We start from the raw sequence: 15242 nt of genomic DNA, 5'->3' as shown, positions 1-15242 counted from the left end.
TCATTTCCAGCCCGCCGGGCACCTGGAGTGTCGAGCTGAAGACCTGCGCCTCGCCACCCTGCGGCTCGTGCAGGACGAAGCCGCGCTCGGTCTGCACCGGGCCACCGAAGTAGACCGGCTCTTCGGCCAGGGCGCTGCCTTCGAGGCTCAAGTCGACCTTCTCGAACAGGTTGGCCAGCGTGATGTCGATCGGCTTGTTGATCACCAGGCCGAGGGCACCCTTCTCGCTGTGCTCGCACAGGTAGACCACCGTTCCCGAAAAGGTGTCGTCGGCCATGCCGGGCATGGCGATCAGGAACTGGTTGGTGAGGTTGATGCCGTCCGACGCCATGGCTCGATTCTATTTCAGCCCCCTTCCCGGCGGGGCCTGGCCCCAAGGCGAAAAAGGCGACACTCGAACCATGATGTCGCCGTCGCCTGCATCACCGCCGCCGCCCCGGCTGGACCGCGCGCTGGTGTGGTTTCGCCGCGACCTGCGTGCCGACGACCACGCGGCGCTGTATGCCGCTTGCCGCGCCGCCGGCCAGGTCTATGCCGGCTTCGTGTTCGACACCGACATCCTGGATCCGCTGCCGCGCGCCGACCGCCGGGTCGAATTCATCCGCGACAGCCTGGTCGACCTCGATGGCCAGCTGCGAGCGCTGGGCCAGTCGCACGGGGTGGACGGCGTGGGGTTGATCGTGCGCCACGGTCGGGCGCTCGAGGAACTGCCGGCCCTGGCCGACGCGCTCGGTGTGCAGGCCGTCTACGCCGCCCACGACGACGAGCCGGCCTCGCTGGCGCGCGACGCCGCCGTGCGGGGCGGGCTGGCGGCGATCGGCTGCCTGCTGTACACGGTGAAAGACCATCTGGTCTTCGAGCGCGACGAGCTGATGACGGCCACCGGCACGCCCTATGGCGTGTTCACGCCGTACAGGACCGCGTGGCTGAAGAAGGTCGATCACTTCTACCTGCGCGCCTGGGGCGTGGCGCGCCATGCGGCCAGCCTGGCGCCGTGGCCCCGTGCCGGCGGCACACCCGGCATCCCGACACTGGCCGACATCGGCTTCGAGCGCACCGACCTGCACACGCTGCGACTGCCGACCGGCAGCGCCGGCGCGCACGAACTGCTCGACGACTTCCTCGCCCGCATCGACGACTACGCGCGCACGCGCGATTTCCCCGCCGTCAAGGGCCCGAGCTACCTCGGCGTGCACCTGCGCTTCGGCACGGTGTCGGTCCGCCGCCTGGCGCGCGAGGCCTGGCAGCGCACGCAGGCCGGCTCGCAAGGTGCCGAAGCCTGGCTCGGCGAGCTGATCTGGCGCGACTTCTTCCACCAGGTGCTGCACCACCACCCGCGCGTGGCCGAGCACGCGTTCCGGCCCGAGTACGACACGATCAAGTGGGAGCATGGCAAACATGCCGATACGCTGTTCGACGCCTGGTGCGAGGGCCGCACCGGCTACCCACTGGTCGATGCGGCGATGCGGCAGCTGCGGCACACCGGCTACATGCACAACCGCCTGCGCATGGTCAGCGCCAGCTTCCTGGTCAAGGACCTGGGGCTGGATTGGCGGCGCGGCGAGGCCTGGTTCGCCCGCTGGCTGAACGATTACGACCTGGCCACCAACAATGGCGGCTGGCAATGGGCCGCCTCGACAGGCTGCGACGCCCAGCCGTACTTCCGCATCTTCAACCCGGTGACGCAAAGCGAGAGGTTCGACCCCGAGGGCCGCTTCATCAAGCGCTATCTGCCGGCACTGGCGGGGCTCGAGGCGCCGGCCATCCATGCCCCGTGGAAGGCGCGCCCGCTGGAACTCGAGGCGGCCCGCCTGGTGCTGGGCCGCGACTACCCCGAGCCGATCGTCGACCACGAGGCCGCCCGCCGCCTGACGCTGGCGCGTTACGCCGCCACGCGACGCCCCCGATGAACGATCCGCCAAGCCAAGGCCCTTGCACGGATCCGGCTCTGCCGGTCCGTCGCAAGAGCCCCCATGGGGGGCAGCGACCGGAAGGGAGCGTGGGGGCCTAAGGTACCCAGCCCAGCTTCTTCAAGCCAGCGACGATCCCCGTCATCGTGGCTTCGAAGTCGCCGCCGTCGCCGCGCTTGGCGTTGAAGAAACCGTGGCCGCGGCCCGGGAAGGCCTGCACCGTGACCTCGCCACCACCGAGCGCGCGTGCCCGGTCGCGGAACTCGGTGGCCTGCGAGAACGGCACGACCTTGTCGGCCGTGCCGTGGAAGATCCACGTCGGCGGCAGGCTGGCATCGATCAGCAGCGTGGGCGACAGCTGGCGGCGCTGCTCCACCGGCACCGGCTTGTCGTAGCGCTCCAGGTTCAACGGTGGGTTCATCAGGAACAGGGCCTGCGGCCGCGGGGTGACGCTCAGATCGTCGGACGTTTCGTCCAGCGCCAGGCCGCCCTTCGGCGCCGGCACCGCCGTCATGGCCGCCAAGTGCCCGCCCGACGAGCCGCCACCGGCGCCGATGCGCTGCACGTCGCAGCCGAGTTGGCTGGCCTTGGCACGCACGAAGCGCAGCGCCGAGCGCGCATCGCGCACCGCCTCCAGGGGCAGCTCGTCGCCGTCGCGCATCAGCCGGTATTGCGCGCTGATGCCGACCACGCCGAGCTCGGCCAGCCGGCTGGCGTAGGCCTGGAACTGCTTGGGATCACCACTGCGCCAGCCGCCCCCGTGGAAGAACACGATGCACGGCCGCGGGCCGGGGAAGCGTGCCGCATCGGGGCGCGCCAGGTGCAGCCTCAGCTTGGGCTTGACGTCGGGCTTGTAGACCAGCACGTCGGCCCGCGCCAGCGCGGATCCATCCGCCGCTGGCGAAGGGGCGGCCGGGGGCTCGGCCGGGGTCGGGGGCGCGGCCGGTGGGGCGGCCTGGGCGGCGCCGGCGCCGCCCACGATCGCGGCCAGCCAGCCTTTCCAGCCGCCACGGCGGCGCAGCGAGTCCGAAGGGGGAAGGTTCATGGGGGCGATTTTGCGAGACGCGTGCCCGCTGCGGGTTTGCCCGCGTGCCGGGCCGCGTAAAGAATCGTTGCCGGCCCGCGGTGGCGCGCGGCGCGGCCGCGTCAGAACAGGTCGATGTCGCCGGCCTTCTTGTCGTCCTCGAGCAGGCCTTCGCGCACCAGCGCGGCGTGGCCTCGGACCTGGTCGCGGCCATGGTTCTTCGCGAAGTAGACCGCGCGGTCGGCTCGCTCGACTGCCGCATTGGGGGAATCGCCGTGGCGCACGTCGGTGAAGCCGACGCTGACGGTGATGTGCTCGACCTGCGGGAAGACATAACCGCGCACCGCTTCGCGGAAGCGCTCGAGCGCCGCCCTGGCGTCTTCCTCGCCGGCGCAACGCAGCAGCACGACGAATTCCTCGCCGCCGAAGCGGTAGACCTGGTCGTAGAAACGGAAGCAGCTGCGCATCACGCGCGACAGCAGCAGCAGCACCTCGTCGCCGATGAGGTGGCCGAAGCGGTCGTTGACCAGCTTGAAGTGGTCGATGTCGACCACCCCGAGCCAGTAGCCGGCCGCCGCGCCGTGGCGGCGGTCGCCCGGCTGGTCGGCCACCGGCGGCGGCGGCGCGGCCGAGACCTTGTAGAAGGTCTCGTCGAAGCTCTTGCGGTTGAGCAGCCCGGTCAGCGTGTCACGCTCGCTGTAGTCGAGCAGGCCTTGCACGTTGCGGTAGATGCGCAGCACCCCGATCAGCAGCCGCTTGATCTCGTCGGTCAGCGGCTGGCGGGTCACGATCTCGACCACGCCGATCACGCCGGCATCCGACGCCAACGGCAGCAGCAGCGTCGTGTCGCTGCCTGACAGCTCGATCTCGGTGGCGGCCTGCAGGCAGCGCTGCCACGCGGGCCGCTCGGCCAGCAGGGGCAACGAGCGCGGGTCTGCCCAGGAGGAGTCGGCACGCGCGGCCACGTCGGCCACGTCCAGGTGGGCGCGCGTCAGCCAACGTTCGTCGCCGGCATCGCCGACTACCCGATGCACGGCCACGCTGCCTGGCTGCAGCAGATCGCGGATGGACGTGACCAGGCTGACATCCAGCGTGTCGCGGTCACGCAGGCCTGTCAGCTCGGCCAGTTGGTCAACGATCTCGGACATGCATGCTGTGCGGTCGGAACCCCGGGCGTTCCCTTACGCCGGCACCGTGGGCTGTGCATACGAGCGTACCAGGGCCAGCAGGGCCTCCTCGTCGTACGGTTTGCCCAGGTAGTGGTCCACCCCCAGCTCTTGCGCGTGCTCGCGGTGCTTCTGTGCGATGCGCGAGGTGATCATCACCACCGGCAGATCGTGCAGGCGGGCATCGCTGCGCACGTTGCGCACCAGGTCGAAGCCATCCATGCGCGGCATCTCGATGTCGCTGAGCATCACGGCCGGCCGCTCGTCGGCCAGCTTCTCGAGCGCATCGAGGCCGTCGCGCGCCAGCGTCACGCGATAGCCCTCGCGCTGCAGCAGGCGCTGCGTCACGCGGCGCACCGTCAGCGAATCGTCGACCACCAGCACCAGCGGCGCACGGTTCTCGTTGCGCGGAATGGCGGCTTCGGCGGCTTCGGCCGCCGCCGGCTCGACGACGCTCGCCACAGCCGCTTCGTCGGCCGCCGGCATGCTGTGCAGCCAATGCAGCAGGCGCTGGCGGGCCTCGTCGCCGTAGACCGTGGCCAGTGCGACCGGGTTGTAGATCAGCACGGTTTCGCCATTGGCCAGCAGCGACATGCCGGCCAGGCCGGGCAGGCGGGCCAGTTGCGGGCCCAGGTTCTTGACCACCACTTCCTGATTGCCCAGCACCAGGCTCACGTGCAGCGCGACGCGCTGCGAAGCGCTGCGGGCGATGACCACGTGCGTCGTGCGGCCCTCTGCAGCGCCGCGCAGGCCGTGCTGCAGCAGGCTGCCGAGCCAGAAGAACGGCACCTCCTGGTCGCCGTGGCGCAGCATGCCGGACCGATAGGCCGCCTCGACCTCGGCCACCGGCACGCGGCGCACCGTCTCGACCAGGGTCGCCGGGACCGCCACATGCAACTCGCCGCAGGCCAGTGCCACCACCTGCGTCACCGCGGTGGTCAACGGCAGCACGAGCTGGAAGGCGGTGCCGCGGCCGGTCGCGCTGGCGGTCTCGATGCGGCCGCCGAGCGAAGTGACCTCGGCCCGGACCACGTCCATGCCGACGCCGCGCCCGGCCAGCTCGGTGATCTGCTCGGCGGTCGAGAAGCCGGGCGTGAAGATCATCCCGGCCAGCTCGGCCTCGGTCGGCTTGCCATCCTCGGCCAGCAGGCCGAGGTGGCGCGCGCGCTCGGCGATGCGGGCCAGGTTCAGGCCTGCGCCATCGTCGCGCACTTCGATGCGCACCTCGTTGCCCGACTGGTGCAGACTGATCTCGATGTTGCCGTGCGAATTCTTGCCGACCGACTCGCGCAGCGTCTGCGGCTCGATGCCGTGCACCACCGCGTTGCGCAGCAGATGCTCGAAAGCGGGCGCCATGCGGTCCAGCACGCTGCGGTCGAGTTCGATCGCACCGCCGCTCAGGTTCAGGCGCACCTGCTTGCCCGACTCCTTGGCCGCCTGGCGCACGACGCGGTACAGCCGATCCGACAGCGTGTCGAACTCGACCATGCGGGCGCGCAGCAGGTCGTCCTGCAGATCACGCGTCAGGCGGGCCTGCACCGCGAGCTGGTCTTCGGTGCTCTGCAGCGTCTGCTGGATGCCGCGCTGCACCGTGCCGACGTCACCGACCGATTCGGCCAGCATGCGCGTCAGCTCCTGCACGCGGGTGAAGCGGTCCATTTCGAGCGGGTCGAAGGCCTGCTGCATGTGGCGCGCAGCTTCGATGCGCGAGGCCATCTGGGTCTCGGCCTGGAGCTCCAGGTCGCGCAGCTGGCGGCGCAGGCGGTCCAGGTTGTCGGTCAACTCCTTCAGCGCGCCCTGCAACTGGCCCATGTCAGACTCGATGCGGGCGCGGGCAATGCCGACCTCGCCGGCGTGCGTGACCAGGCGCTCGAGCAGCGGCGCGCGCACGCGCACGACACCACCGCCCACGTCGGCGCCGGTGGCGCCCAGCCCGGCCACGCCGGCGGCGTGGATCGCGAAGCGGCCCCAGTCGATCGCCGCCGGCGTGCCGGCCGGCACCTCGCCCGGGGCGGCCGCCGGCGCCTGCGCGGGCACCTCGGCCGCCGGCTCGCGCGCAGCGGACGGCGCGGCCACCGGCGGGACACTGACCGCGACGGCGGGCAGCGATGCCAGCGCCGGCGCGACCGCCGACGTCGCCGTGGCCCGCGCCGGTTCGGCGGCGGTGCCGCCTTCCAGGCGCTGGAATTCCTCGTCCAGCGCGTCGACACCGCTGTGCAGGTGGGCCAGCACGCCGAGATCGGGCGTGCCCTGGGCGTTGGCCAGGGCGATCGCGGTCTCGAGGCGGTGCGCCACCTCGCCCAGGCGCATCGCGCCGGCCAGGCGCGCGCTGCCCTTGAGCGTGTGCAACACGCGCATCGCGGCGGTTGCCGCACCGGCGTCATCGGGGGTGGCTTCCCAGTCGCGCACGGCCTCGGCCAGCGCCGGCAGCAGCTCGCGCCCTTCGTCCATGAAGATCGCGATCAGCTCGTCGTCGATCGCATCCTCGGTGTCGAGGTCCTCGCGGAAATCGCCCCACAGCGCATCGCGCGCCGGCGATACCGCCATCGGCTCGGCGACCTCGGCCGACGGCAGCTCGTCGGCCAGCGACGTGAAGCGCACCGCACCGAGCGGTGCCTGCTGGGTCACCGGCCCGGTGTCGCCTTCGTCCTCGACCGCCGGCGCGACCACCGGCACGGCGGTGGCCGGCGGCGCCGGCAGGTCGGACCGAGCCGCTACGGCCGGGGCCGGCACCGCTTCCAGCGGCGCGGGCTCCGAGGGCACCGGGCCAAAGGCCATGACCGCCGAAGTCGGGCCGTCCAGCGGCGACAACTCGGAACGGCCGGCGGCCAGGGCCTCCTGGGCCTCGCGCGCGTCGTGCGCATCCAGCCGCGCGAGCAGTTCCGGGGCGACCGGCTTCAGGAACCCGGCGGCGAACTGGTGCAGCAGGCGCCGGATCTCGTCGCCGACGTCGGCAAACAGCTGCGCCTCTTCGGCGTGGCCGGCACCGCGCGAGGCCGAGCGTTCGAGCCCGTGTTCGAGCCGGCGGGCCAGGTTGGACAGGTCGCTGTAGCCGACCGCGGCTGAATTGCCGGCCAGCGAATGGGCCAGCGCAACCGCCGCCTCCCCGACCGGCCGCTGCAGCTCGTGCTGCCACTCGGCGATCTCGACGCCCAGGCGGCGCGACTGCTCATCGGCCTCGTTGAGGAAGATGTTGAACAGCGCGATCTGAATGCGCAGCGGGCCGACGACCTTGTAGCGCTCGGCGTCGTCTTCCGGCGCCGGCGGCGCGACGGTGTCGTCGGGCACGGTCTCCGGCAGTTCGCCCGCCTCGGCCGGCTCCTCGGTGACGAAGGGGGCCACGGCCGACTCGTCCAGCGGCACCGACGCGGTGTCTTCGAGCGGCAGTTCGAGATCGACTTGCAGGTCGATCGACGCCAGCAGGTCCTGCAGCGGCGCCTCGGCGGTCAGGGCCCATTCGGAGCCGGAGGCCGGCGTGGCCACTGGGGCGGGGGGTGCAGGCGCCCGCGGCGCCGCTTCGGGGGGCAGGCGCAGCGTTGTCGGCTCGGCGTCGGCCGGCAGCATCTCCTGCACCTCGGGCAGCGGCGGCAGCTCGGGCAGCTCCAGCAGCTCGGCGGGCAAGGTGGCGGGAATCGTCAGCGGAGGCGGCGGCACCACCGGCTGGGGTGCCGGCGGCAGTGCGGGCAGCGGCTCGGGCGCGACCGCGGTGGGCGGCGTGACGCTGCGCAGGCGCAGCGCCTGCGCCTGCTCGGCCAGCGCACGCCCGTCGGGCAATACGCCGGCACCGCCTTCGAGGGCGTCGACCCAGCGGGCGAGCTGGTCCAGCGCCCGCGCGGTGAAATCGCGCAGCGCCGAGTCGGCCTCGACGGTGGCCTCGGCCAGGCGGGCGTTGTACAGCTGCTCGCAGGCCCAGGCGGCTTCGCCGTAGTCGCGCAGGCCCACCATGCGGGAGCTGCCCTTGAGGGTGTGGAAGGCACGGCGCACGGTGGTCAGCGCTTCCAGGTCCTGCGGCTGCTCGGCCAGCTCGGCCAATGCGGCCAGCGCCCCTTCGACGACCTCGCGCGCTTCCTCGAAGAAGATCTCGCGCATGTCGTCGGGCTCTTCGTCCAACGGCATCGGCCGGCTGCGCGGCGATTCGGGCGGGGGCTGGAGTTCCTGCTGGGCGACGAAATCGCCCAGCGATTGCGCGATGTCGGCGCGGGCGGCATCGCGCTCGGCGTCGCTCGTGGCGCTGGCCAGCGCATCGCGCGCATGCGCGGCGCGCTCGGCCAGCTGCGGCGCGTCGGCCGCGACCGCGTGGTGGGTCAGCGTGTCGAGCGTGCGCGACAAATCGTCGTCCGACAGGCCCTGGGCCGCGGCCGGCTCGGCCAGCGACTCGGCGAGCGACTGGGCCTGCTCGATCAGCCCGGTCTCGGCCACCGGCCCCGCCGGCGGGGCGACGCGGGTGTGGCCCATCACGGCGGCGAAGCGCCCGCTGGCCGGGTCGTAACGGAACAGCGACTTGGCCAGCTGAGGCTGCACGCCCAGCATGTCGATCATGAACGACAGCGCACCGACGTTGTCGGCCAGGCGGCCGGCCATCTCGTCGGCCCCTTCGTCGGCCGAGGCGATCACCCCGTCGACGTCGTCGCGCATGCGCTGCACGGCGGCCGAGGCCTGGTCCAGCCCGAGCACCGACAGCACGCCGCGCATCGCCGCCAGCTCGCCCGGCACCGGGATCAGCGGCTCGCGTTCGGTCGGCGCGCGGCTGAAGCGGTCGAGCTGCTGCTCGATCTCGGCCAGCGAGGCGCGCAGTTCCTGCACCACGCTGCCCATGGTCTGGCGGTCGGAGACCTCGCGGTACAGCGCCTCCATCCAGGGTTCGATCGGCGCCTGCTCGCCGCCGGCCGTCACCGTGCCCAGGCGCTGCGCGAGTCGTTGCACGCGCTGCTGCATTTCGGGCCGCTCGAGGTCGATGTCGTCCAGCGATGCATCGACGCACAGCAGCGCGGTGGCGACCTCCATCGCGAGCGCCGGCGACGGTGCGTGCCCGCGCTGGGTGGCGGCGATCAGCGCATCGGCCAGGTCGTTGCCATCCGGGTAGATCTGGCGCACCGAGTCGGCGACCAGCGCAGCCTGCTCGGGCACCGCGGCGCCCAGCGCCGCGTCGCCCGACACCAGCGATGACCACGACTCCTTCAGCGCCGCCACCCGCTTGCGCGCCAGCGGGATGATCGCCGGGTCGTAGCGGCCCAGCGGGCTGGTCTCGTAGCTGACCGGCTCGACGTCCGGCAGCGCCATCGCGCGGCGCACCTGGGCCAGCCGGGGCGCGATCTGCGCATCGACGGGGCGCGACTGGGCACAGAAGAAGCGCAGGTCGCGCAGCAGGCGGCCCGGGCCGTCGGTGGCGCCGCGCTCGACCGCCCGCAGCTGGGCGAGCAGCCGCGAGACCAGCCGCTTGGAGTACAGATCGGAGGCGAGGACGCCGACCGCCTGGGCCTCGAAGAAGCCCGACGCGAGCTGCCACAGCGTGGCCGTGCGGCCCTCGGCATTCGCCGACAGGCCGGCGAACAGGTCGCTCATGCGGTGCAGCGAGGCGTTGTCGCCGCTGCGCAGCGCCTTCAGCATCGCGCGCTCGATCGCGGCGTGCACTTCCTGGTCGGGCTCGAGCGGCGCAAAGCCGGAATCCCAGCTCGGCACCGGGTCGCTGCGCTCCTCGGCCTCCCACAGGTCAGCCGGGTGGATGCGGTCGGCCTTGGCGATCGCCAGCACGGCCTTGTACTGCGGGAAAAGCGTCAGCGACGAGACCGGCTTGCCGGCCAGCTGGCGCTTGAGGAAATCGAGCAGCGCGAACGACGCACGCTCGATCGCCTCGATCGCCGTGTTGTCGAGGGGAACGCTGCGGTCGGCCAACTTGGACAGGGCCTGCTCGGTGGCGTTCAGGCAGCGCGCGGGCGCCGACAGCCCGATCATCTCGAGCGCGCCCACCCCCTGGTGGACCAGCGTGCGCGCCTGCAGCAGCGCGGTGGGCACCACCGGCTCCGCATCGGGCTCGGCGCTGGCGCGCTGCTCGGTCTCGCGCAGGTGGCGGCGCAGCGACTTGTGCGCCTGGTCCAGCGTGCGGCGCAGTTCTTCCTGCACCCAGGCCAGCGCGCTCAGGTCGCCGGGCACGGTTTGATCGCGGTCTGCATCCATGGCGGCAAGCTGAATGGGTTCGGTCGGCTTCGCGACGTGGCGATCGGCGTCAACCGATCTTGAAGCGGTCCACCGACTGACGCAGCTCGTCGGCGGTGCGCGACAACTCGTGCACCATCTGCGCGGTCGAGCGCGTGCCGTCGCCGGTCTGTTCGGTCACCGCGAAGATGTGCTGGATGTTGGCGGCCACGACGTTGGCCGATTCGGCCTCGCGCTTGGCTTCGTTCGAGATCGCCTCGATCAGCGCCGAGAGCTCGCGCGTCACGCGATCGATGTCGACCAGCGCCGAGCCGGCCGCGTCGGACAGCTTGGCCCCCTGCACCACGCCCTGGGTCGACTGCTCCATGGCGGCCACCGCATCCTGCGTGTCGGTCTGAATGGTCTTCACCAGCGCCGCGATCTGGCGGGTGGCGTCGCCCGAGCGTTCGGCCAGGCGCTGCACTTCCTCGGCCACCACCGAGAAGCCGCGGCCGGCTTCACCGGCCGAAGCGGCCTGGATGGCGGCGTTCAGCGCCAGCACGTTGGTCTGTTCGGTAATGTCGGAGATCAGCTCAGTGATTTCGCCGATCTCCTGCGACGATTCACCCAGCCGCTTGATGCGCTTGGAGGTTTCCTGGATCTGCTCGCGGATCGCGTTCATGCCGCCGATCGAATCCTGCACCGCCTGGCGGCCGTTCGAGGTCACGGTCAGCGACTGGCGCGCCACCTCGGCCGACTGTTCGGCCTGCGCGGACACCTGGTTGATTCGGCTGGCCATCTGCAGCACCGACTCACCGGTCTCGCGGATCTCGCGCAGTTGCTCGGTCGACGCCGCCAGCAGCTCGGTCGAGGTCGATTCCACCTGCTGCGTCGTGTGCGTCACCCGCGCCGCGGTGCCCTGCACCTGGGCCACCAGGTTACGCAGCTCTTCCACCGTGTAGTTCACCGAGTCGGCGATGGCGCCGGTGATGTCCTCGGTCACGGTGGCCTGCTGCGTCAAGTCGCCTTCGGCGACGGTCTGCAGCTCGTTCATCAGCCGCAGAATGGCCGCCTGGTTCGCGTCGTTGACGCGCTTGGCCTCGCGTTCGTGCTCTTCCGCTTGCTGGGCGCGCAGCGCCTGGTTGCCCACGTACAGCCGAAGCAGACCGAGGCCGCCCAGTGCAATGGCCACCCCCGACAGCAGCAGCACGGCAATGTGCACGCCGCTCAGGCCGCCCCGGCTTTCGAGGCCCGCCTGCACCGCTTCCAGGCCCTTTCGCAGCGGCTCGGAGTCGCCGACGATCGCCGCTTGCGCTTCACGCGCCGAGACCAGCCCCTGCAGGTTGCCCAGGATCGCGCTGGCCTGCGTGCGGGTCTGCTCGTACTGGGTGATCAGCTGCTCGAGCCGCTCCTTGGTCTGCGGATCCTTGGTGCCGGGCAGGCGCAGCTCGGCGTTGCCCTTGAGCAGGCCATCGGCGATCTCGCGGAAGGAGTTCAGATCCTTGCCGAGCAGGAACACCGCCTCGGGGCTCACGCCTTCGAGCGTCAGGAATTCGTTCGCGCTCTTGCCGATACGCTGGGTCAGCATCACCAGCTGGCCGACCGCCGACAGCTCGGACGCCGAGGCGCCGCTTTGCAGCTTCAGCGAGTTGACTGTCTCGGCGATCTCGAGCAGGTCGGACGACTGGCGGTTGATCAGGCGCAGCGCCTGGCCGACCTGGGTCAGCGTCTTCTGCTGGGCCAGCACGACCCCGCCGTTCTTCTCGGCGCGATCGAGCAGCGGCATCAGCGGCGCCAGCGTCTCCTGCACCGCCGCGGGCGCGGCGTCGACCTGCTCGTTGCCGGTGTTCAGCCCACGCAGGCTGCGCGCCAGCACTTCACCGCTTTCCTTCATTTCCGGGAAGGCGGCGGGGCTGCCGATCAAGGCCTGCGAGACCGATTTCGCCAGCCGTTGCGACTGCATCAGCGCCTGGCCGGTGGCGGCGAGCTGGCCGGCCTGCTTGCCGGCGGCGGTCAGCGCCAGCGCGCCAGTCAACACGAAGGTGACCGCACCGCCGACGATCATGCCCACCAGCACACGCTGCTGTTGGGCGGGCGACTGTTTGCCGATCAGCGGCAGCGCCGAAGGCTCGTCCGCCGCGGCTTGCGCCTCGGCGGCAGCGGCCGCGGCGGCACCGGCCGGCGCGACGGCCGCCAGGGCCTCGCCGAGCGCGGCCTGGTGCCCGTCATCGTCCGGCAGCGGCTGCGACTCGATATCGGCGTCGCGCGGCGCGTGGGTCGGCGGGCCGGCGTCGAGCGAGATCCCATCCAGCGGGATCGCCATGCTGTCGAGATCGTCGATCCGCGCCGAGCCGACCTTGCTGGCCAGGCGCTCGTCGATCTCGCTGAGGAGCAGGTCAACTTCGTGGTCGCCCGAGTGCGGGACCGCGAGGGCGGCACCACCGGCGCCGTGCGCCTCGACAGGCAGGCCGGCGGAACTCTTCAAGGTGTCGTGCTGACTCATCATTTCCTCTCACACAGCAGGCCGCGAACGACCACGCGGCATCGACTTTCAGGCATGCCGTGACGCGTCACGCCGCCACGTCCAGAAACTGGGGGTCCTGCACCAGCGCGGCGAGGTCGAGTTCCTGCCAGACGCGGCCCTGGGGGTCGCGCCAGGCAGCGCCGGCAAAGCCCGGCCGCGGTTCACTGGCCGGCGGCAGGCGCTCGAGCTGCTCGGAATCGCGCAAGCCCGCCAGGCGGTCGACCAGGATCGCCGCGTTCACGCGCAGCGACGGGTTCAGCATGACGAGCTGCGCGCCGGTGCGCGGCGCGCCGGGCGTCACCGGTTGGCGCAGGTGCAGGAAGCTGCCCAGGTCGATGACGGTGTTGAGCTGGCCGCGCAGGTTGGCCACGCCGACCATCCACGGCTTGGCGTGCGGCACCGGCGCAACCTGGCGCGCGGGGTGGATCTCGCCGGCCTGGGCCAGCGGCAGCAGCAGGCCGAGCGTGGCGCACTCGACGGCCAGCCAGCCGGCCTCGCGGGGGCGTTCGCGCGCGGCCTGGAGCCGGTTGGCCAGCCGCAACTGAAGTTCCCGGAGGGCGTCCTTGCTGGTCATCGTGAATCGTTGGGGGCTTCGGCAGTGCTGCGGTGGATCGTGCGGGCGTCAGCCCAGGGCCTGGATCTTGGCCAGCAGGTCGTTCGCATCGACGGGCTTGACGACGTAGTCGCGCGCACCCTGGCGCAGGCCCCAGACGCGGTCGGTTTCCTGGTTCTTGCTGGTGCAGATGATCACCGGCACACCGGCGAAACGCGGATCGCGCGTGATTGCGCGCGTCAGCTGGAAGCCGTTGGTGCCGGGCATCACCACGTCCATCAGGATCAGGTCGGGCTTGGCCTCGGCCAGGCGCCGCATGGCCTCTTCGCCGTTCTCGGCGGTACGCACCGTGAAGCCCTTCTGCGTGAGCATGTCGGACAACAGGTGCAACTCGGTCTTGGAATCGTCGACCAGCAGGATGTTCTGGATGGGCATGGTGTTTACTCCGGCAGGCCCGGCCGCTCGTGGTGCCGGGGATGGCGTCGCTGGTCGCGCATCAGGCGGCGACCGAGCGGAAATGCGCGACCACGCGCAGCAACTGGTCCTTTGTGAAGGGCTTGGTGAGGTAGTCGTCCGAGCCGACCATGCGGCCGCGCGCCTTGTCGAACACGCCGTCCTTGGACGACAGCATCACGACCGGAACGTGGGCAAACCTCGGGTTGCGCTTGATGATGGCGCAGGTCTGATAGCCATCCAGTCGCGGCATCAGGATGTCGCAGAAGATCAGGTTCGGCTCGTGGTCGTTGACCTTGGCGAGCGCATCGAAGCCATCCTCGGCCAACACGACTTCATACCCACCCTGGCGAAGAAAGATCTCCGCGCTGCGGCGGATCGTGTTGCTGTCGTCGATGACCAGGACCCTGGTCGCCGACGCGGGGTGTTCCGTTACTTTGTCGGTCACCATGCGCCCCCAAACGATGATTGTTGTCCCGGTCTCGGCAAATTCGTCGAGCCGCGCGACTGTCTCTAGGCTGCGATGACGGCGGAATTCAGATCTGAACCATTTCGAAATCTTCCTTGCGCGCACCGCATTCCGGGCAGGTCCAGTTCATCGGGACGTCTTCCCAACGTGTGCCCGGCGCAATCCCATGCTCGGCGTCCCCGGCGGCCTCGTCATAAATCCATCCGCAGATGAGGCACATCCAGGTTCTGTATTCACTCACTTTATCGATGCCACATCACTACAATCGCTTTTGATTGTAGCCACGGGCTCTCGGCAAAAGCCAAGGGTTTATCGGCACATACGCCACAAAGCTCACCCTTTTCTGAACTTCTCGCCAGTAGCGCGCACAAACCGTGCCGCAATGCACTGGCGGGGGGTTTTTTCACCGATGACCACCACACCCCGACCCGACCCGGACAACGGCCCTGCCGAGTCCGAGCAGGAGGCGCCCGCGCCCGCCTGCGTGATGAGCTTCAACGCAAGCGACCCGAGCGGCGCCGGCGGCCTGTCCGGCGATGTGGCGACGATCGCCGCGATGGGCGCCCACGCGCTGCCGGTGGTCACCAGCATCGTGATGCGCGACACGGCCGAGATCTTCGACCAGCACCTGATCGACGGCGACGCGATCGTCGAGCAGGCGCGCTACGTGCTGGAAGACATCACGCTGGCCGGCTTCAAGGTCGGCTTCCTCGGCTCGGCCGAGAACGTTTCGGCGGTCGCCGAGATCCTGTCGGACTACGCCGAAGTGCCGCTGGTGTCGTATCTGCCGGGCCTGGCCTGGCTGTCGGATGACGAGGCGCAGAGCTACCTCGACGCGTTTCGCGAGTTGATCCTGCCGGCCACCGAGGTGCTGGTGGGCAACCACAAGACGCTGACCGATTTCCTGCTGCCCGAATGGGATTCCGACCGCCCGGCCTCGCCGCGCGAGCTGGCGGTGGCCGCCGCCGAGCACGGCACGCGCTATGTGCTGGTGACCGGCGTGATGCTGCC

11 protein-coding genes are annotated in these 15242 nt (G+C 70.8%); 2 read left to right on the top strand and 9 right to left on the bottom strand.

All coding sequences use genetic code 11. From position 1 onward, the window contains the following. The coding region (locus VJ693_RS01860; RefSeq protein WP_324151763.1) for a YqgE/AlgH family protein at window positions 1-331 on the bottom strand (331 nt) is incomplete at its 3' end. A 73-nt stretch (window positions 332-404) separates the two neighbouring features. Between VJ693_RS01860 and VJ693_RS01855 the strand changes: the two genes are divergently transcribed. Continuing rightward, window positions 405-1910, top strand: coding sequence for a deoxyribodipyrimidine photo-lyase (locus tag VJ693_RS01855; protein ID WP_324151762.1), 1506 nt, complete (start codon window positions 405-407; stop codon window positions 1908-1910). 97 nt (window positions 1911-2007) lie between these two features. Here the strand turns inward: VJ693_RS01855 and VJ693_RS01850 are convergent, their stop codons facing one another. From VJ693_RS01850 to VJ693_RS01815, 8 genes are all read right to left on the bottom strand, one after another. Then, window positions 2008-2955, bottom strand: coding sequence for an alpha/beta hydrolase (locus VJ693_RS01850; RefSeq protein WP_324151761.1), 948 nt, complete (start codon window positions 2953-2955; stop codon window positions 2008-2010). A 101-nt stretch (window positions 2956-3056) separates the two neighbouring features. Continuing rightward, window positions 3057-4082 carry a GGDEF domain-containing protein gene (locus VJ693_RS01845; RefSeq protein WP_324151760.1) on the bottom strand — a complete coding sequence of 342 codons (1026 nt, stop codon included), beginning with the start codon at window positions 4080-4082 and terminating at the stop codon, window positions 3057-3059. Between the two features lie 33 nt (window positions 4083-4115). Beyond that, window positions 4116-10274: an Hpt domain-containing protein gene (locus VJ693_RS01840; protein WP_324151759.1), complete on the bottom strand. Its 6159-nt coding sequence runs from the start codon at window positions 10272-10274 to the stop codon at window positions 4116-4118. A 49-nt stretch (window positions 10275-10323) separates the two neighbouring features. Continuing rightward, the gene (locus VJ693_RS01835) at window positions 10324-12555 is read right to left on the bottom strand and encodes a methyl-accepting chemotaxis protein (RefSeq protein WP_324151764.1); all 2232 of its coding nucleotides are present in this window, start codon (window positions 12553-12555) and stop codon (window positions 10324-10326) included. A 247-nt stretch (window positions 12556-12802) separates the two neighbouring features. Continuing rightward, window positions 12803-13330, bottom strand: coding sequence for a CheW domain-containing protein (locus VJ693_RS01830; protein WP_324151758.1), 528 nt, complete (start codon window positions 13328-13330; stop codon window positions 12803-12805). A 48-nt stretch (window positions 13331-13378) separates the two neighbouring features. Next, a complete protein-coding gene (locus tag VJ693_RS01825) occupies window positions 13379-13744 on the bottom strand; it encodes a response regulator (protein WP_324151757.1) in 366 nt (121 codons plus the stop codon). Window positions 13745-13805: 61 nt separating this feature from the next. Next, complete coding sequence (locus VJ693_RS01820) at window positions 13806-14213, bottom strand: response regulator (protein WP_324151756.1); 408 nt, start codon at window positions 14211-14213, stop codon at window positions 13806-13808. Window positions 14214-14298: 85 nt separating this feature from the next. Further along, complete coding sequence (locus tag VJ693_RS01815) at window positions 14299-14451, bottom strand: rubredoxin (RefSeq protein ID WP_324151755.1); 153 nt, start codon at window positions 14449-14451, stop codon at window positions 14299-14301. Between the two features lie 189 nt (window positions 14452-14640). Here VJ693_RS01815 and thiD point away from each other — a divergent pair. Further along, on the top strand, window positions 14641-15242 hold a 602-nt coding region (gene thiD, locus VJ693_RS01810; protein WP_324151754.1), incomplete at its 3' end, for a bifunctional hydroxymethylpyrimidine kinase/phosphomethylpyrimidine kinase.

Source organism: Ideonella sp. (genome assembly GCF_035254525.1).
GTDB lineage: Bacteria > Pseudomonadota > Gammaproteobacteria > Burkholderiales > Burkholderiaceae_C > Ideonella.
The sequence above is the reverse complement of the archived record's forward strand: the minus strand, read 5'-3'. Positions and strand labels throughout refer to the sequence as shown.

Excerpts from the sequence above, each read along its gene's own strand:
- VJ693_RS01855 (WP_324151762.1), top strand. The coding sequence starts at position 405 with ATGTCGCCGTCGCCTGCATCACCGCCGCCGCCCCGGCTGGACCGCGCG.
- VJ693_RS01850 (WP_324151761.1), bottom strand. The coding sequence starts at position 2,955 with ATGAACCTTCCCCCTTCGGACTCGCTGCGCCGCCGTGGCGGCTGGAAA.
- VJ693_RS01840 (WP_324151759.1), bottom strand. The coding sequence starts at position 10,274 with ATGGATGCAGACCGCGATCAAACCGTGCCCGGCGACCTGAGCGCGCTG.
- VJ693_RS01845 (WP_324151760.1), bottom strand. The coding sequence starts at position 4,082 with ATGTCCGAGATCGTTGACCAACTGGCCGAGCTGACAGGCCTGCGTGAC.
- VJ693_RS01830 (WP_324151758.1), bottom strand. The coding sequence starts at position 13,330 with ATGACCAGCAAGGACGCCCTCCGGGAACTTCAGTTGCGGCTGGCCAAC.
- VJ693_RS01815 (WP_324151755.1), bottom strand. The coding sequence starts at position 14,451 with ATGTGCCTCATCTGCGGATGGATTTATGACGAGGCCGCCGGGGACGCC.
- VJ693_RS01820 (WP_324151756.1), bottom strand. The coding sequence starts at position 14,213 with ATGGTGACCGACAAAGTAACGGAACACCCCGCGTCGGCGACCAGGGTC.
- VJ693_RS01835 (WP_324151764.1), bottom strand. The coding sequence starts at position 12,555 with ATGGCGATCCCGCTGGATGGGATCTCGCTCGACGCCGGCCCGCCGACC.
- VJ693_RS01825 (WP_324151757.1), bottom strand. The coding sequence starts at position 13,744 with ATGCCCATCCAGAACATCCTGCTGGTCGACGATTCCAAGACCGAGTTG.